Below are 16,929 nucleotides of genomic sequence, written 5' to 3'. Positions count from 1 at the left end.
GTCCTGGTACAGGAAGGTGTGCTCCCGCTCCTCGACGAAGGCCCGCTCCACCTGCTCGGTGGTGCGGTAGCGTTCCGACACCTTCACCCCGTCGGAGATGCGGCGCATGTTCAGCTGGGTCACGGGCGTGCCCTTGCCGGGATGGATGTTCTCGACGGTCAGGACCACGTAGAGCTTGCCGTCCACATCGACGACATTACCCTTGCGGAGCGAGCTGGCGGCGACCTTCACGTGATGTCTTCCTCGAACCTGGGGCGGGCCGACGCGGGCCCGTTTGATCTCAAAAACCTATAGAGGTCCCGCGCACCTATAGGATCGCCGGCGTTTTCGCCAGCTTTGGCGCTGATTTTCCCCCTCAAGCCGGACCGCTTCCATGCCGCACGCGACCACGCCCTGGTGGGACAAGGACGCCCACAGGGACCGCCGCCCCTTTCTCGCCGCCCGGGGCGCGATCACCAAGGCCGTGCGCCGCTGGTTCGAGGATCAGGGCTTCACCGAGGTGGAGGCCGCCGCCCTGCAGGTCTCGCCGGGCAATGAGGCCCATCTGCACGCCTTTTCCACGCAAGCCATCGGGCCGGACGGGCGGCGCGCGGCCATGCACCTGCACACCTCGCCGGAGTTCGCGGCCAAGAAGCTGCTGGCGGCCGGCGAGACCAAGATCTTCGATCTCGCCCGGGTGTGGCGCAATCGCGAGCGCGGGCCTTTGCACCATCCGGAATTCACCCTGCTGGAATGGTATCGGGTCGACGCCCCCTATGAGACCCTGATGGAGGACTGCGCCCGGCTGCTGGCGCTGGCGGCCGACACCCTGGACGCCAAGATGCTCACCTGGCGCGGCGCGCAGGCCGATCCCTTCGCCGAGCCGGAGAAGGTGAGCGTGGCGCAGGCCTATGCGCGGTTCGCAGGCATCGACCTGCTGGCCACGGTGGGGGAGGGCGGGGCGACCGACCGAGCCGCCCTGGCGACCGCTGCGCATGAGGCCGGCGTCCGGGTGGCGCCCGACGACACCTGGGCCGACATCTTCAGCCGGGTGATGGTGGAGAAGGTGGAGCCGAAGCTCGGCTTCGGCCGGCCCGCCATCCTCTGCGAATATCCGACCGCCGAGGCCGCGCTGGCGAGGCCCAAGGCCAGCGATCCCCGGGTGGCCGAGCGGTTCGAGCTCTATGCCTGCGGGGTGGAGCTGGCCAACTGCTTTGGCGAACTCACCGACCCGGCCGAACAGCGCCGCCGCTTCGAAGCCGAGATGGACGAAAAGGCCCGCGTCTACGGCGAGCGCTATCCCCTCGACGAGGATTTCCTGGCCGCGCTCGCCCACATGCCGCCCGCCAGCGGCGCCGCGCTCGGCTTCGATCGCCTGGTCATGCTGGCCTCGGGCGCCCAGCGGATCGAACAGGTGATCTGGACCCCGGTGGCCGAGGTCTGACAGGGGGCTTCCATTGCAGGGCGGCCCCATCTCAGCCATATGCCGCCGATGACGAGCCCGGCGCCCAAGACCCTGCGCACGCCTGCGGCCCTGGCCGGGGCCGGGCTGGTCGCGGCTGACGACATCGCGCCGCTGGAAGCCGTCGCCGCCCGCTACGCCGTGGCGATCACGCCTTACCTCGCCCAGCAGATCGCCGAGGGCGGGCCGGGGCTCGCCCGCCAGTATCTGCCGGACCCCGCCGAGCTGGACGCGACGCCAGACGAGCGCGCCGACCCGATCGGCGATCACGCCCATATGCCGGTCAAGGGGATCGTCCACCGCTATGGCGACCGGGCGCTCTTGAAGATCACCCATGTCTGCGCGGTCTATTGCCGCTTCTGCTTCCGCCGCGAGATGGTGGGACCGGGCGGGGAGGGGGCGCTCAGCCCTGCCGAACTGGCCGCGGCCCTGGCCTATCTGGCTGAGCACGAAGAGATCTGGGAGGTCATCGTCACCGGCGGCGATCCCCTGGTGCTGTCGCCGCGACGGCTTGCCGAGCTGATAGCGGGTCTCGGCTCAATCGACCATGTGAAGGTGGTCCGCTTCCACACCCGCCTGCCGGTGGTCGATCCGGCCGCGACGACCGACGAGCTGGTGGCGTCCTTACGTGCGCCGGGCAAGGCGGTCTATGTGGCCCTGCACGCCAACCACCCCGATGAGCTGACGCCGCAGGCCCGGGCGGCTTGCGCGAAGATGATCGACGCCGGGATCGCCATGGTCAGCCAGAGCGTCCTGCTGCGCGGGGTCAATGACGACGTGGCGGTGCTGGGCGCCCTGATGCGCGCCTTCGTCGAGACCCGCATCAAGCCCTACTACCTGCACCAGGGGGACCTGGCGCCCGGCACCAGCCACCTGCGCGTGCCGATAGCTGAAGGCCAGGCCCTGATGCGGGCCCTGCGCGGCGACTATTCGGGCCTCTGCCAGCCGACCTATGTGCTCGACATCCCCGGCGGCCATGGCAAGTCGCCCATCGGCCCGGCCTATGTCGAGGGCGTCGAGGGCGGCTATGAGGTCGAGGACCCGCAAGGGGTCCGCCACCCCTATCCGCCCAAAGCCTAGAGAATGTAGCGGGACAGGTCGGTGTCGCCGGTCAGCTCGCCTAGGCGCTGGCGGACATAGTCGGCGTCGATGGTCAGGGTCTCGCCGTCCTTGTCGGCGGCGGTGAAGCTGATCTCCTCCAGCACCTTTTCCATCACCGTCTGCAGGCGACGGGCGCCGATGTTTTCCAGCGAGCCGTTCACGGCCACCGCGGAGTCAGCGAGCGCATCGATGGCCTCCTCGGTGAAGGTCAGCGTCACCCCTTCGGTGGCCAGCAGCGCCTGGTTCTGACGGATCAGATTGGCCTCGGGCTCGGTCAGGATGCGGCGCATGTCATCCCGCGTCAGCGCCTTCAGCTCCACCCGGATGGGCAGGCGGCCCTGCAGCTCGGGCAGCAGGTCCGAGGGCTTGGCCACATGGAAGGCGCCCGAGGCGATGAACAGGATGTGGTCGGTCTTCACCGGCCCGTACTTGGTGGCCACCGTCGTCCCCTCGATCAGCGGCAGCAGGTCGCGCTGGACGCCCTCGCGGCTGACATCGGCGCCAGCCCGGTCCGAGCGGCTGGCCACCTTGTCGATCTCATCGAGAAAGACGATGCCCTCGTTCTCGGCCAGTTGCAGGGCCTCCTGGGTCAGGGCCTCCTGGTCCAGCAGCTTGTCGCTCTCCTCGGCGATCAAGGGCGCCCAGGCGCCGGCCACCGTGGTCTTGTGGGTCTTGGTGCGGCCCTGGCCGAAGGCCTTGCCCATGATGTCGGAGATGTTCATCACCCCCATGGAGGCGCCCGGCTGGCCCGGCACGTCGAACAGGGGCATGCCGCCGGAATCGGCCAGGGTCAGCTCCACCTCCTTGTCGTCCAGCTCGCCGGCCCGCAACTTCTTGCGGAAGCTCTCGCGGGCCGCGGTGGAGCCTGGGCCGGTGAGCGCGTCCAGCAGCCGCTCCTCGGCCGCCGCCTCGGCCCGGGCGGCGACGGCGCCGCGGCGCTTGTCGCGGACCATGGCGATGGCGCTTTCCACCAGGTCGCGAACGATCTGGTCCACGTCGCGGCCGACATAGCCGACCTCGGTGAACTTGGTGGCCTCGACCTTCAGGAACGGCGCATTGGCGAGGCGGGCGAGCCGCCGCGCGATCTCGGTCTTGCCGACGCCGGTGGGGCCGATCATCAGGATGTTCTTCGGCGTCACCTCGTCGCGCAGGGCGTCGGGCACCCGACGGCGGCGCCAGCGGTTGCGCAGGGCGACGGCGACGGCCTTCTTGGCGTCCTTCTGGCCGACGATGAAGCGGTCGAGTTCGGAAACGATCTCGCGGGGGGAGAAGTCTGTCATGGGTTCACGGGGTTTGAGCCGACGGGCGCCTCTAGAGGCTTTCGACCGTCAGCTCGCCATTGGTGTAGACGCAGATGCGCGCGGCGATGCCCATGGCCTTGCGGGCCACCTCTTCGGCCGAAAGCTGCGAGTCCATCAGGGCCATGGCCGCAGCGAGCGCATAGTTGCCGCCCGAGCCGATGGCCGCCACGCCGCTCTCGGGCTCCAGCACGTCGCCGACCCCGGTGACCGTGTAGATGGCCTCTTTATCGGCCACCAGCAGCATCGCTTCGAGCTTGCGCAGATAGCGGTCGGTGCGCCAGTCCTTGGCCAGGTCCACGCAGGCCCGCGCCAGGTGCTCGGGATACTGTTCGAGCTTGGTCTCGAGCCGCTCGATCAGGGTGAAGGCGTCGGCCGTGGCGCCGGCGAAACCGGCCAGGACGCGACCGCCGGCGAGCGTCCGGACCTTGCGGGCGTTGCCCTTAACTACGGTCTGGCCCATGGAGACCTGACCGTCGCCGGCGATGACGGTCTGGCCGTCCTTGCGCACCGCCAGGATGGTCGTGCCGTGCCAGTCGGGGAAGTTGGAAGAAGTCTGCGACATCCGCCGGGATGTGGCGACCAGGGCAGGTGAGGTCAAGCGCCATGGAATTTTCCGACGCCGAGGTCGAGCGCTACGCCCGCCATCTGGTGCTGCGCGAAGTGGGCGGGCCGGGCCAGCAGAGGCTGAAGGCCGCCCATGTGCTGATCGTCGGCGCCGGGGGCCTGGGCGCCCCGGCCAGCCTCTATCTGGCCGCGGCTGGCGTGGGCCAGATCACCCTGGTGGACCCCGACGAAGCCGACCTCTCCAACTTGCAGCGCCAGGTGATCTATCGCCCCTCAGACATAGGGACCGCCAAGGTCGAGGCCGCCGCCGCCGAGCTTTCCGCCCTCAACCCGCATGTGAAGGTCAATCCCGTCCGCCTGGCCCTCGATAGCGCCAACGCCGGACCCCTGATCGCCGGCGCCGACCTGGTGCTGGACGGCACCGACGACTTCGCCACCCGGTTTGCGGTCAACGCGTCTTGCGTGGCGCACGGCAAGCCGCTGGTCTCCGGCGCCATCGGCCGCTGGACCGGCCAGGTCGGCGTGTTCAAAGGCCAGCCCTGCTACCAGTGCCTGGTCCCGGCCATCCCCCCCGACGCCGAAACCTGCGCCGCCGTCGGCGTCATCGGGGCGCTGGCCGGCGTCATCGGCTCGATGATGGCGCTCGAAGCGATCAAGGTCATCACCGGGGCCGGCGAGGCGCTGGAGGGCCGGCTGCTGATCTATGACGGCCTGGCCGCGGAGACGCGGACGGTGCGGATTGGCGCTGATCCGGAGTGTTCGGTGTGTGGGGATCACGTATTAACGAGAATAAAAGCCAGCACGAGCAGACGTTATATAGTCCATGATTAGTACATGAACAATGTTCGCTGTATTCAACAATGAAATCAAGTTATAGCCGCCAACTCATGAGAGAGGGCTATGCGCACACGATCCCTAAAGCGCTGCATTAGCGAGCCGGACTGGTAGAATCTTGCGGCTCGACCCGAGTCGCTGTTTGGTGCCGCTGTTGCATCCGGTGTGTATTCGCCGGTGTGGGCAACGGAGTTTCGGATTGCGTACATAGCCCCGAGGTCCTCCCACAAACGGATGACCTCCTCGCCCGGTGGCGCATTGACAGGCTGAGCGCCCTCGAAATGCACGGTTCCATTTTGATCGCCTTCGGAACTCTGAAATGTACCAAGAGATATCAGGTGTGCATATACTTTAGCTTGAGCGCCCCTTGTTAGTACCGGCTTTCCCTTTGCGCTCAATATTGGAGATCCATCGGGGTAAAAAATCTGTGTAGTTTCGGATATGATGTGCTTCTTCGCGATGAGCTCCATAAGACTCCAGTAACGCAGGTGTTGAATCCCCGGATCAAACTCAGAAGTCGCATCTGCAAAGTTACTAAACAAGAGACGCGCCCAGGCAGAATTTTGTAATCTAGGCAGTGTCCTTTCGATGTAGTTCTCAATATCGCCACTGAACATTGGCGGGATTTTGTTGCCCCTATATCCGGGATAGTAGTAGCCCACCCGAATATCATCATCTCGGCCCAGTCGCATCGATAAGACGCCGAACACAGACGCCTTCTGGCCGCGTTCAACGCCAAGGACGTCGTTGACGTGGTCGGCGTGTTGCTGCGCGAATATCAAGGCGTCGTCGTGCGAGGTGGCCCGCACTCGATGGTACGCGATAACATATGCAGGGCTACTTTGTTTAAAGTTAGCTGAGAGACCGGCATCAGGCATCACCTCAATGCCAATCTGCTGCATAGTGAATGCGTTCATTGCATTCCGCAGCGCTTCCTCAGTAAGCGCGTTCTGCAGCGGGTAGATAGTGAATCCTGCAAAGTGGTGCTCGCCGTGGATCAGCGTTGCTGCGCAGAAGACATAAACGGAAAATAGATTGCCTCGCCCTCCAGACACTGGAGTGGCGAGCTCCGCCTGAATCGCGTTGTTGCGCGCCCGCTCCGCGCGAACCACCTCAGCCTGGGTTACTGGGCCTATTAGCAGGTGGCTGGACACACGGAAAACAGCCTCTGCGCCGGCAAGCACGGGCGCCTCCTCCTCCTCCTCCCCGGAAATGGCCCTTAAACGCACACGTAAAAAGTGAATGCCGGTTTCAGCAGAGCCCATCAATTCTTGAACGTGTTGAAGGACGCCTGCCTCTACTTGTGCCGCTCCCCATCGAGCCGCCGCGAGCGTATTGCGGATAAGCCCCATCCGCTCCACCTGAACCTCTAGCTGATACTGTCCGTCAGGCACCGGCAACTGCTCAATGCGGAACTCGACAACCGTGAGAGCTGTCAATAGCACCACAGGTGTCGCAAGGATTATTCGCGTCAATTGAAACTCTTCATAATTGGTCGCGCTGACGCGCCCATAGGTGAGCCTTTAGCTCGGCTTGTCTATGAGAAAGAAGCTGTGACCCAGGCGTTTGTTTCCCACGGTCGTCACACGGCAGTCGGGCACGGTCAGAGTCGAGAGCAGAAATGTTTTGGCAGGTAGAAGGCTGGCCTCGCCCGATCCTCGACGATAGCCATCGTCCCTCACGTTGCCCCCAAACCCTCGACCTGACGCGCCAGGGCTGATCCCCTATATGCTGTACCTGCGTCGCCACAGCCCCCAGAGCCCATGCCCCCTCGCCTGAAACCCACCCGCCTGGAATATGTCGTCGATGGGGTGCGGCTGCGCGCTCAGTTGTCGGCGGCGGCGCTGGATGCGGCCGGCGATGAGGCCGAGCAGCGCAGGCGCGCGCTGGAGATCCTGAAACAGGCGCTGTTTCGCGGCCGGATGATCGCCAAGGAGCGGCTGGAGAATGGGGCCGGCGGGATCGAGACCGCGCGGCTGCTGTCCGGGGTCACCGACGAGGTGGTCACGGCGCTCTATGACTTCACCACCGTCCACATGATCCGGGCGCGCAATCCCACCGAGGGCGAGCGCCTGTGCGTGATGGCGGTCGGCGGCTATGGGCGGGGCACGCTCGCGCCCTTCTCCGACCTCGATCTGCTTTTCTTAAGGCCCTACAAGCAGACCGCCCATGTGGAGAGCGTGATCGAGTTCATGCTCTATGCCCTGTGGGATCTGGGCTTCAAGGTGGGGCACGCCTCGCGCACGGTGGACGAGTGCGTCAAGCTCGCCCGGGAAGACTTCACCATCCGCACCTCGATCCTGGAGGCTAGGCGGCTGATCGGCGACGAGGCCCTGGCCCAGGAGCTGACCACCCGGTTCCGCAACGAGGTGGTCAAGGGCACCGGCGCGGAGTTCGTCGCCGCCAAGCTCAAGGAGCGCGATGAGCGCCAGGCTCGGGCCGGCGCCAGCCGCTATATGGTCGAGCCCAACGTCAAGGACGGAAAGGGGGGCTTGCGCGACCTCAACACCCTGTTCTGGATCGCCGAATATCTGAACCCGTCCAAGCCGGTGGACGGGGTGCCGCAGCTGGAGATGTTCGAGGGCCGGGAGATCCGCGCCTTCATCCGGGCCTTCGATTTCCTGTGGGCCGTGCGCGCCCACCTGCATTTCGCCACCGGCCGCCCGGAAGAGCGCCTGACCTTCGACCTGCAGCCGGAGATCGCCCAGCGGATGGGCTATGGCGACCGGGCCGACAATCCGGCGGTCGAGCGCTTCATGCGGCGCTATTTCCTGATCGCCAAGGAGGTCGGCGCGCTGACCCGCGTCTTCGCCGCCAAGCTGGAGGCCGATCGGGTCAAGTCCGCGCCCCGCGGGATTTCGCGCCTGTTCCCCGGCAGCGGCCGCAAGACCACCCGCAAGCCGCTGGATGTGGCGGGCTTCATCGAGGAGGGCGGGCGCCTGGACGTGGAGGGGCCGGAGACCTTCGAGGCCGATCCGCTCAACCTGTTGCGGCTGTTCCAGATCGCCGACCGGCGGAACCTGGACCTGCATCCCGACGCGTTTACCGCCGCGACCCGATCGATCGGTCTGATCAGCTCGAAGATGCGGCGCGACCCCAAGGCGGCGAAGATCTTCCTGGATATCCTGGCCGGCGGGCGCGATCCGCAGCGGACGCTGACCCTGATGACCGAGGCCGGGGTGCTGGGGCGCTACATCCCGGAGTTTGGCCGCATCGTCGCCCAGATGCAGTTCAACATGTACCACTCCTATACGGTGGACGAGCACACCCTGCGGGCCATTGGCGTCATCGCCGATATCGCCGCGGGCCGGCTGATCGACGAGCACCCGCTGGCCGTCTCGCTGATGCCGCAGATCCAGGAGAAGGACGTCCTCTTCCTGGCCATGCTGCTGCACGACACCGGCAAGGGGGGCGTGGCCGGCGGTCAGGAAAAGGCCGGCGCCCGGGCCGCGCGCGCCGCCTGCGAGCGGCTGGGCCTGCCGCGGGCGCGCATCGACCTGGTCGCCTGGCTGGTGGAGCATCACCTGGAGATGAGCGACTACGCCCAGAAGCGCGACATCTCCGACCCCCGCACCGTCGCCGACTTCGTGCGCATGGTGCAGACCCCCGAGCGCCTGCGCCTCCTGCTGGTGCTCACCGTGGCCGATATCCGCGCCGTGGGGCCGGGCGTCTGGAACGGCTGGAAGGGCCAGCTGCTGCGCGACCTCTACGCCTCGGCCTCGGCCGTGTTCCGCGGCGGCCGGGCCAATGACGCCGTGGCTGTGGTGCGCCAGCGCCAGGCCTTCGCCGCCGCCGAGATCCGCGCCCGTCTGGTGGAGGCCGACCCCGCCGCCGTGGCCTGGGGCGAGGCCATGGAGGACGCCTATTTCACGGGCTTCGGCCAGGACGAGATCGCCATCCATGCGGCGGTCTCCCAGCGGGCCCATGCCGAGGGCGCCGCAGCCATGGGCTATGTGCGCGAAGACCTCAACGCCGCCGAGCTGGTGGTCGCCGCCAAGGACCGGACCCGCCTGTTCGCCGACCTGACCCGGGCCATCACCGTCTCCGGCGCCAGCGTGCTCGGCGCCCGGGTCTTCACCTCCCGCCAGGGCCAGGCGCTCGACGTCTTCTACCTGCAGGACATCACCGGCCAGCCCTTCGGCCACGACAACCCTGCCGCCCTGCCGCGCCTGGCCGAGGCCCTGGAGGCTGCGGCCCGCGGCGAGGCGCCGGCCGGCGAACCGCCGCGGGGCGGGGGCGAGGCGCGCACCGCGGCCTTCGCCATCAAGTCCACCGTGCTGATCGACAACGAGGCCTCGGAAAGCGCCACCATCGTCGAGGCCTCGGGCCGCGACCGGCCGGGCCTGCTGACGGCGCTCGCCAATACGCTGGCGGACGCGGGCCTCTCCATCACCTCGGCCCATATCGATTCCTATGGGGAGCGGGCGGTGGACGCCTTCTATGTCACCGACGCCGCCGGCTGGAAGGTGACCCAGACCAAGGCGCTCGCGCCGCTCAAGACCGCCCTGATGGCCGCCCTGAACGAGGGCGACGCCGCCCGCATCCGCAAGAACACCCGCCTCCAACGCGCCCGGGCCAGCGTCGCGCGCTGAGGCTCAGGCGGCTGTCCGAGCCTGGGCCAACTCCGCCACCAGGGGCTCGGCCTGATCGGGATGAGTCAGGCGGAAGATCTGCGCGTGGGCGAAGCGGGAATCTTCCATGCGGGCGGTGAATTCCCGCTGGCGTCGGTGATAGGTGTCCCAGGCCCAGCGGATCGGATGATCTCGGCGGAACCACATGGCGGCGCTTTCGCGATTTCCCGTGCCGGGCCACAGCTCCTTGCGGTCGATGGCGCGGATCACCGAGCGCCAGATCACGCGCCGCATCACCACCGGGCGCGAATAGTCCAGCCAGATCACATGGGTGGCCCGGCTCCATATGCGGTCGCGGACATTGGAATAGCCGCCGGCCATCACCCAGGCCGGCTGGCTGATGGCCGCCTCGATCCGGCGGATGAATTCCGGCTGATCGGTGTCGTTCAGCGAAATCCAGCCCGGCTGCCAGTTGATGGCGTCGAGCTCGAAGTGCGGCAGGTCGAGCGCGCCCGCCAGCCGTCCGGCCAGGGTGGTCTTGCCCGAGCCGGTGGTCCCCACCACGGTGATCCGCATGAGCCTACTCCGGCGTAGATCGCTGGCGGACCTCGGCGAAGACTTCCTCGGTCTGTTCGCCCAGGCGCGGGGGGTGGCGGCGGATGTTGGCCGGCGTCTTTTCGAACTTCACCGGCGGGCGGATGGCCTTGTAGGGGCCGAGATGCGGGTGGTCGTAACGCTCGAAGAGGCCCACGGCCTCCAGGTGCGGATCGCCCTCCAGGTCCTCGAAGCGGTTGGTCTTCTGCACCGGGATCGACAGGCCCTTGAGCAGGGTCAGCCATTCGTCGGTGGTCTTGGTGGCGGTGACCTCTTCCACCATGGCGTAGAGTTCGCGGGTGTGTTTGGCCCGCTGGGCGTAGTCGGCAAAGCGCGGGTCCTTGGCCACCGTCTCGGCCCAGCCGGCCACGGCGAAGAACTGGTCCCACTGTTTGTCGGTATAGGGCAGCAGGCCGATATAGCCGTCCTTCGTGGCGAACGGCTTGCGATGGGGATTGGTCACCCGCTGATAGGACCACTGGCCCGTCGGCGGCTCATAGGCGTGGTCATAGAGATTCTCCACCAGGTTGAAGCTGGTGACGCATTCCAGCATCGGCACCTCGACGAACTGGCCCTCGCCGGTGCGCGCCTTGTGGAACAGGGCCGCGGTGATCGCCTGGGCCATGAAGAGCCCTGAGACCTTGTCGGCCACCAGGGTCGGCAGGATGCGCGGCGTCTCATTGCCATCGGTGCGGGGCAGGAGGTCGGCCAGGCCTGAGGCCGACTGGATCAGATCATCATAGGCCGGTTCCCCGGCATAGGGGCCTTCGGAGCCATAGCCCGCGGCATGGACATAGATCACGTCGGGCCGGATCTTCTTCACCGCCTCATAGTCCAGGCCCAGGCGCTTGAGCCCCTCATAGCGGACCGACGCCGCAAACACGTCGCAGCTGGCGATCAGGGCTTCCAGCGCCGGGCGCATCTCGGTGTCGCGCAGGTCGGCCAGGACGGAGCGCTTGTTGCGGTTGATGGTCAGGAAGATGGGGCCGAGGTCCTTGGGCGCGCCCTCTGGCGGATGGCCGGCCCAGCGCATGATGTCGCCGCCGTCCCCGCGGCCCGAGCCCGGGTCCTCCAGCTTGATCACGTCGGCGCCCTGGTCGCCGAGGATCTGGGTCGCATAGGCGCCGAACACCACGCTGGTCAGGTCCAGGATGCGCACGCCGCTCAGCGGGCCGGTGGCCTCGCTCGCCAGTCGCCTGACGTCCGCCTGCTTGCCTTCCGCCACGGCCGTTCTCCCCTATGCTTCTTATCGGCGTTTATGCTGCGCCCAAGAGATCGCGCCAAGCGACGAACAACCGTGACGTAGAGGGAGGACGCGATGGATTTCCAACTCTCCGACGAGCACCGGATGCTCAAGGAGCTGACCGCCCGCTTCGTCCGCGACGAGCTGATGCCGCTTGAGGCCGGCGTGCTCGACCGCGAGGCCAGGGGCCAGGGCCTGTCGCTGGCGCCCGAAGAGCACGCCCGACTCGATGAAATCTCCAAGGAGCTCGGCCTCTGGGGCCTGGACGCGCCGGAGGACGTGGGCGGCTCGGACCTGCCCTATGTGGCCATGGTCGGCGTCGGCGAGGAGCTGGGCCGCACCGTCACCCCCTACACCCTGCCGCCCGACAGCCCGAACCTGCGCATGCTGATGGCGACGGTGAACGAGCGCCAGCGCGAGGCCTATCTGGCGCCCTATGTGCGCGGCGAGACGGTCTCGGCCATCGGCATTTCGGAGCCCGGCGCCGGGGCCGATCCCTCGGCCATGATCACAAGGGCTGTCCGCGACGGGGACGACTGGATCATCAATGGCCGCAAGATCTGGATCACCCGGGCCGCGGACGCCGACTTCACCATCCTGATGGCGGTGACCGACACCGAGAAGCGGGCCCGGGGCGGCATCTCGGCCTTCCTGGTGGACCGCGATACGCCGGGCTTCAACGTGCTGCGGCAGATCCCGATGATCGGCGGCCAGTCCACCTATGAGATCGCCCTGGAGGATTGCCGGGTCGAGGGCTGGAAGCTGCTGGGCCAGGAGGGCGCGGGCTTTGCGCCGATGCAGATCCGGCTGGGCACGCGGCGGATCGAGATGGCCGCCTGGTCCATCGGCATGGCCCAGCGGGCGCTGGACATGATGGTCGAATACGCCCCGCAGCGGACGACCTTCGGCTCTCCCCTGTCCGAGCGCCAGGCGATCCAGTGGTGGGTGGCCGATGCGGCGACCCGCATCCATGCCGCAAGGCTGATGACCTATGACTGCGCCTGGAAGCTCGACCAGGGCCGCGACACCCGGGTGGAAATCTCGATGATCAAGGCCTACGCCACCGAGATGGCCTGGGAGGTCGTCGACCACGCCATGCAGACCTTCGGCGCCATGGGCATGACCAAGGAGCTGCCGCTGCAGCTGATGGCCACGCGCCTGCGCACCATGCGCATCTATGACGGCCCCACCGAAGTCCACAAATGGGTGGTGGCCCGCAACCTTCTGGGAACCCGCAAATGAGCGCCAAGTCCGACCATCTCTCGATCACCGTCCAGGACCATGTGGCCCAGCTGGTCTTCCACCGGCCGCCGGCCAACCATGTGTCTGTGGAGCTGGTGGCCGACATTGCAGACGCCCTGCTGGCCTTCGACCGTGACCCGGCCGTGCGCGCCAGCGTGCTGGCCTCGGACGGCAAGCCCTTCTGCGCCGGCGCGGATCTGGCCTCGCCGACGGGCATCGGCGGGGCAGGCATGGGCGGGGTGTCCGAGCTCTATGACCAGGCGATCCGGCTGTTTTCGGTGGAAAAGCCGATTGTCGCGGCCGTGCAAGGCGCGGCCGTAGGCGCGGGCCTCGGCCTCGCCCTGGTGGCCGACTTCCGCGTGGCGGCGCCGGAGGCGCGGTTCTCGGCCAACTTCGTCAAGCTGGGCTTCCATCCGGGCTTTGGCCTGACCCACACCCTGCCGCGGGTGATCGGCGCCCAGAAGGCCGACCTGATGTTCCTCACCGGCCGCCGCATCCGCGCCGAGGACGCGCTCGCCTGGGGTCTGGTGGACGAGCTGGTCCCGGCCGATGAGCTGCGCCAGTCGGCCTTTGCGCTGGCCGCCGAGCTGGCGGAGAACGCGCCGCTGGCGGTTGTGGCCACGCGGAAAACCACGCGCGGCAAGCTGGCCGAGGCGGTGCGCGCCGCCACCGCCCACGAGCATGTCCAGCAGACCGCCCTGCGCGCCACCGAGGACTTCGCCGAGGGCGTGGCCGCGGTGAACGAGCGCCGGCCGGGCCAGTTCAAGGGGCGGTGAGGGGCGGGTGGCGCCGCCCTCGTCCTTCGAGGCCGCTTCGCGGCGCCTCAGGGGCGAATGAGAGCATGCCGTTGACCCCCACCTCCTCATGCTGAGGTGCGAGCGCAGCGAGCCTCGAAGCACGCTGCGCTCCATCCCCCTCAGGTGACGGGGAAGCCCTTGTCGCGCAGATAGGCGCCCACGTCCGGGTCGCGGCCGCGGAAGGCGCGATAGGCCTCCGCCTGGTCGACGGTGTCGCCGACCGACAGGATGTGGTCGACCATCCGCCTGGCCACGTCCGCGTCGTACATGCCGCCCGGCGACTCCTTGAAGGCCTCCGCGGCGTCCTGCGACAGCACCTCGGCCCAGAGATAGGAATAGTAGCCGGCCGAATAGCCGTCCGAGGCGAAGATGTGGCCGAACTGCGGGGTGCGGTGGCGCATGGGCAGTTCGCGGGGCATGCCCAGCTTTTCCAGCTCCTCGCGCTCGAAGGCGTCGGGGTCGATATCGGCGTCGCCGGCCAGGTGCAGCTTCATGTCGATCAGCGCCGAGGACAGGTACTCGGTCACATCGAAGCCCTGGCGGAAGGTCGAGGCCGCGGCGATCTTGTCCACCAGGGCCTGGGGCATGGGCTCGCCGGTCTGATAGTGCAGGGCGAAGCGGCTCAGCACGGGCTGGGTGGGCAGCCAGGCCTCGTTCACCTGGCTGGGGAACTCCACATAGTCCCGCGGCACGCTGGTGCCCGACAGGGACGGATAGGTCACGTTCGACAGCAGGCCGTGGATGGCGTGGCCGAACTCGTGGAACAGGGTGGTGGCGTCGTCCCAGGAGATCAGCACCGGCTGGCCCGGCGCGCCCTTCACGAAGTTGGAGTTGTTGGAGACGATCGGGGTGATCGGCCCGTCCAGCTTCCGCTGACTGCGATAGGCGTTCATCCAGGCGCCCGAGCGCTTGCCGGTGCGGGCATAGGGGTCGAAGTAGAAGAGGCCCAGATGGCCGCCCCCGCGCTTCACCTCCCAGACGCGGACATCGGGATGGGCGACCGGGACATTGGTCACCGGGGCGAAGCTCATGCCGTAGACCTCGCCGGCGGCCCAGAACATGCCGTCCACCAGCTTGTCGAGCTGCAGATAGGCCTTCACCTCGTTCATATCGAGGTCGTAGCGGGCCGCCCGCACCTTCTCGGCATAGTAGCGATAGTCCCAGGGCTCGATCTTGATCCCGGCCTTTTCGGCGTCGGCGATGGCCTGCATCTCGGCCACCTCCTCGTGCACCCGGGCCACGGCCGCCGGCCAGACCCGCATCATCAGCTCCATGGCCGCGTCCGGGGTCTTGGCCATGGCCGCCTCCAGCCGCCAGTGGGCGTGGGTGGGATAGCCCAGCAGCGCGGCGCGCTCGGCCCGCAGCTTGAGGATCTTCTGGATGACGCCGTTGTTGTCGTGGGCGTCGCCATTGTCGCCGCGGCTGTAATAGGTGCGCCAGACCTTCTCGCGCAGGTCGCGGCGATCCGAATAGGTCAGGAACGGGTCCATGGAGGACCGGGTGTTGAGGATGGCGTACTCACCCGGGCGATCCCGATCCGCGGCGGCGGTCGCCGCGGCCGAGCGCACATCCTCTGGCAGGCCGCGCAGTTCCGCCTCGGTCTTCAGATAGAGGACGTAGTCGGTCTCGTCGGCCAGCAGGTTCTGGCTGAAGGTGGTGAAGGCCTGGGCCAGCTCGCCGTTGATCACCGCCACGCGGGCCTTGGCGGCGGGATCGAGACGGGCGCCGGCCCGGACGAAGGCGTTCCAGCGCTTCCAGGTCAGCCGCTGCTGCTCCGGCGTCAGGCCGGCGCTTTCCCGGGCTTCATAGACCTGCTCGATGCGCTGGAAGAGCGCGGCGTTCTGAAGGATCCGGTCCCCGTGGGCGGCGAGTTTCGGCTCCATCTCGGCCTCGACGGCCCGCATCTCCGGCGTTGACAGGGTTCCGCCCCAGACCCCATAGGCCATCACCACCCGGTCCAGGGCCGCGCCCGCGCGTTCCAGCGCTGCGATGGTGTTCTCGAAGGTGGCGGGCTCGCGACGGTTGGCGATGGCCTCGACCTCGGCCAGCTCCTGCGCCATGGCCGCATCCAGGGCCGGGGCGAAGTCGGCCACCTTGACCTTGTCGAAGGGCGGCACGCCGCCATAGGGCCCTGTCCAGGGCGCCAGCAGGGGCGCGCCGTCGGCGGCGAAGGCGGGCAGGGGAAGGGCGGCGGCGCCGAGCGCTGCGCTCGAGACGGCCAGGAACATGCGCCGGTCCATGAAATCTCCAGGTCGGACGGTAAGGGTTGGCGCGACCTTAGGCGCCGCGGGGCGAGCCGTCACATGACAGCCTTGTAATGTTACATCTGCGACCTCTGGCCGGGAACCCGGCGGCCAGCTAAAGCCGTCGTCATGGCCATTGGCGTGTTTGATTCCGGAGTGGGCGGCCTGACCGTCCATCGCAAGCTGGTCGAGCGCTTCGCGGGCGCCGACCTCGTCTATCTGGCCGACCAGGCCAACGCCCCCTATGGCGGCCGGAGCGGCGAGGAGATCGTCGCCCTGACCCAAGCCGGCTGTGACCGGCTGTTCGCGCAGGGCTGCGATCTGGTGGTCCTGGCCTGCAACACCGCTTCGGCGATTGCGCTGCGCCGCCTGCAGCAGACCTGGCTGCCCCAGCGCCGCCGCGAACTGGGGCGGCCCGTCAACGTGCTGGGCCTGATCGTGCCGACCATCGAGGCGGCCACCGGCCTGCCCTGGGAGCACGAGGCCGAGCGCCGCGGCGACAAGGTGGAGAAGCTGGACATCCTGGCGGTGTTCGCCACCCCGGCCACGGCCCGCAGCCGGGTCTATGAGATCGAGATCGACAAGCGCCGCCAGGACGTGGCCGTCTTCGTCGAGCCCTGTCCGGACCTCGCCCGGATGATCGAGGGCAACGCCGGCGCCGTCGAACTGGCGGCCGAGGTCGAGCGGCATGTGGTCCAGATCACCGCCCGCATCGGCCGGGCGCCCGATCGCGCCATCCTCGGCTGCACCCACTATGAGATCATCGCCGACATGTTCCGCGCCGCGTTGAAGCCCGGCACGCCGCTGATCCACCAGCCGGAGGCCACGGCCGCCGCGCTTGCGGCCTATCTCGAGCGACACCCGGAGATCGACCCGGGCTCAAGCGGCCTGCGCCGCTTCCTCACCACGGGCCGCCCAGGCGCCCAGCACCAGCTGGTGGAGACCTTCTGGGAAGGTCCCTTGAGTTTCGAGCAGGCCTGAAGGGAAAGGCGGGGTCC

13 protein-coding genes and 1 pseudogene are annotated in these 16,929 nt (G+C 67.8%); 7 read left to right on the top strand and 7 right to left on the bottom strand.

Annotated features, from left to right (window positions below):
* Positions 1 to 231, bottom strand: a pseudogene (locus tag Q8L83_RS09385) (elongation factor P); the annotation flags it as partial.
* A 142-nt stretch (positions 232 to 373) separates the two neighbouring features.
* Here Q8L83_RS09385 and epmA point away from each other — a divergent pair.
* Positions 374 to 1,423: an EF-P lysine aminoacylase EpmA gene (epmA, locus tag Q8L83_RS09380; RefSeq protein WP_305286296.1), complete on the top strand. Its 1,050-nt coding sequence runs from the start codon at positions 374 to 376 to the stop codon at positions 1,421 to 1,423.
* A gap of 48 nt (positions 1,424 to 1,471) precedes the next feature.
* Positions 1,472 to 2,521, top strand: a complete 1,050-nt coding sequence (locus tag Q8L83_RS09375; RefSeq protein ID WP_305286294.1) for a lysine-2,3-aminomutase-like protein — start codon at positions 1,472 to 1,474, stop codon at positions 2,519 to 2,521.
* Here Q8L83_RS09375 and hslU read toward each other — a convergent pair.
* Together hslU and hslV are read right to left on the bottom strand one after the other, a co-directional pair.
* Entirely contained in the window at positions 2,518 to 3,822 is a 1,305-nt protein-coding gene (gene hslU / locus Q8L83_RS09370) for an ATP-dependent protease ATPase subunit HslU (protein ID WP_305286292.1), read from the bottom strand. The two genes, Q8L83_RS09375 and hslU, sit on opposite strands and share 4 nt — an antisense overlap.
* Positions 3,823 to 3,853: 31 nt before the next feature.
* Positions 3,854 to 4,405, bottom strand: coding sequence for an ATP-dependent protease subunit HslV (gene hslV, locus Q8L83_RS09365; RefSeq protein WP_305286290.1), 552 nt, complete (start codon positions 4,403 to 4,405; stop codon positions 3,854 to 3,856).
* A 41-nt stretch (positions 4,406 to 4,446) separates the two neighbouring features.
* Between hslV and Q8L83_RS09360 the strand changes: the two genes are divergently transcribed.
* Positions 4,447 to 5,238, top strand: a complete 792-nt coding sequence (locus tag Q8L83_RS09360; RefSeq protein WP_305286288.1) for a molybdopterin-synthase adenylyltransferase MoeB — start codon at positions 4,447 to 4,449, stop codon at positions 5,236 to 5,238.
* A gap of 35 nt (positions 5,239 to 5,273) precedes the next feature.
* Here the strand turns inward: Q8L83_RS09360 and Q8L83_RS09355 are convergent, their stop codons facing one another.
* Positions 5,274 to 6,716: a hypothetical protein gene (locus Q8L83_RS09355; protein WP_305286286.1), complete on the bottom strand. Its 1,443-nt coding sequence runs from the start codon at positions 6,714 to 6,716 to the stop codon at positions 5,274 to 5,276.
* A 288-nt stretch (positions 6,717 to 7,004) separates the two neighbouring features.
* Here Q8L83_RS09355 and Q8L83_RS09350 point away from each other — a divergent pair, with 288 nt between their 5' ends.
* A complete protein-coding gene (locus Q8L83_RS09350) occupies positions 7,005 to 9,833 on the top strand; it encodes a [protein-PII] uridylyltransferase (RefSeq protein WP_305286284.1) in 2,829 nt (942 codons plus the stop codon).
* A gap of 3 nt (positions 9,834 to 9,836) precedes the next feature.
* On the opposite strand, the gene Q8L83_RS09345 is transcribed toward Q8L83_RS09350, so the two are convergent.
* The gene (locus Q8L83_RS09345) at positions 9,837 to 10,388 is read right to left on the bottom strand and encodes a hypothetical protein (RefSeq protein WP_305286281.1); all 552 of its coding nucleotides are present in this window, start codon (positions 10,386 to 10,388) and stop codon (positions 9,837 to 9,839) included.
* 4 nt (positions 10,389 to 10,392) lie between these two features.
* A complete protein-coding gene (locus Q8L83_RS09340) occupies positions 10,393 to 11,631 on the bottom strand; it encodes a CaiB/BaiF CoA-transferase family protein (RefSeq protein WP_305286280.1) in 1,239 nt (412 codons plus the stop codon).
* A gap of 93 nt (positions 11,632 to 11,724) precedes the next feature.
* Here Q8L83_RS09340 and Q8L83_RS09335 point away from each other — a divergent pair, with 93 nt between their 5' ends.
* Together Q8L83_RS09335 and Q8L83_RS09330 are read left to right on the top strand one after the other, a co-directional pair.
* Entirely contained in the window at positions 11,725 to 12,891 is a 1,167-nt protein-coding gene (locus Q8L83_RS09335) for an acyl-CoA dehydrogenase family protein (RefSeq protein WP_305286279.1), read from the top strand.
* A complete protein-coding gene (locus tag Q8L83_RS09330) occupies positions 12,888 to 13,667 on the top strand; it encodes an enoyl-CoA hydratase/isomerase family protein (RefSeq protein ID WP_305286277.1) in 780 nt (259 codons plus the stop codon). The genes Q8L83_RS09335 and Q8L83_RS09330 overlap by 4 nt, the downstream gene beginning before the upstream one ends.
* A gap of 140 nt (positions 13,668 to 13,807) precedes the next feature.
* Here Q8L83_RS09330 and Q8L83_RS09325 read toward each other — a convergent pair whose 3' ends face one another.
* The gene (locus Q8L83_RS09325; RefSeq protein WP_305286275.1) at positions 13,808 to 15,928 is read right to left on the bottom strand and encodes a M3 family metallopeptidase; all 2,121 of its coding nucleotides are present in this window, start codon (positions 15,926 to 15,928) and stop codon (positions 13,808 to 13,810) included.
* A gap of 132 nt (positions 15,929 to 16,060) precedes the next feature.
* Here Q8L83_RS09325 and Q8L83_RS09320 point away from each other — a divergent pair, with 132 nt between their 5' ends.
* Positions 16,061 to 16,912 carry a glutamate racemase gene (locus Q8L83_RS09320; RefSeq protein ID WP_305286273.1) on the top strand — a complete coding sequence of 284 codons (852 nt, stop codon included), beginning with the start codon at positions 16,061 to 16,063 and terminating at the stop codon, positions 16,910 to 16,912.
* Positions 16,913 to 16,929 lie beyond the last annotated feature (17 nt).

It is taken from the genome of Phenylobacterium sp., assembly GCF_030680185.1.
In the GTDB taxonomy this organism is placed as follows: domain Bacteria; phylum Pseudomonadota; class Alphaproteobacteria; order Caulobacterales; family Caulobacteraceae; genus Phenylobacterium.
Note: the sequence above shows the minus strand (reverse complement) of the source record. Positions and strands in the feature narration are given on the sequence as shown.

What these genes read in the sequence shown, in the direction of transcription:
- epmA (WP_305286296.1), top strand. Translation starts at nt 374, where the DNA reads ATGCCGCACGCGACCACGCCCTGGTGGGACAAGGACGCCCACAGGGAC.
- Q8L83_RS09375 (WP_305286294.1), top strand. Translation starts at nt 1,472, where the DNA reads ATGACGAGCCCGGCGCCCAAGACCCTGCGCACGCCTGCGGCCCTGGCC.
- hslU (WP_305286292.1), bottom strand. Translation starts at nt 3,822, where the DNA reads ATGACAGACTTCTCCCCCCGCGAGATCGTTTCCGAACTCGACCGCTTC.
- hslV (WP_305286290.1), bottom strand. Translation starts at nt 4,405, where the DNA reads ATGTCGCAGACTTCTTCCAACTTCCCCGACTGGCACGGCACGACCATC.
- Q8L83_RS09360 (WP_305286288.1), top strand. Translation starts at nt 4,447, where the DNA reads ATGGAATTTTCCGACGCCGAGGTCGAGCGCTACGCCCGCCATCTGGTG.
- Q8L83_RS09350 (WP_305286284.1), top strand. Translation starts at nt 7,005, where the DNA reads ATGCCCCCTCGCCTGAAACCCACCCGCCTGGAATATGTCGTCGATGGG.
- Q8L83_RS09345 (WP_305286281.1), bottom strand. Translation starts at nt 10,388, where the DNA reads ATGCGGATCACCGTGGTGGGGACCACCGGCTCGGGCAAGACCACCCTG.
- Q8L83_RS09335 (WP_305286279.1), top strand. Translation starts at nt 11,725, where the DNA reads ATGGATTTCCAACTCTCCGACGAGCACCGGATGCTCAAGGAGCTGACC.
- Q8L83_RS09330 (WP_305286277.1), top strand. Translation starts at nt 12,888, where the DNA reads ATGAGCGCCAAGTCCGACCATCTCTCGATCACCGTCCAGGACCATGTG.
- Q8L83_RS09325 (WP_305286275.1), bottom strand. Translation starts at nt 15,928, where the DNA reads ATGGACCGGCGCATGTTCCTGGCCGTCTCGAGCGCAGCGCTCGGCGCC.
- Q8L83_RS09320 (WP_305286273.1), top strand. Translation starts at nt 16,061, where the DNA reads ATGGCCATTGGCGTGTTTGATTCCGGAGTGGGCGGCCTGACCGTCCAT.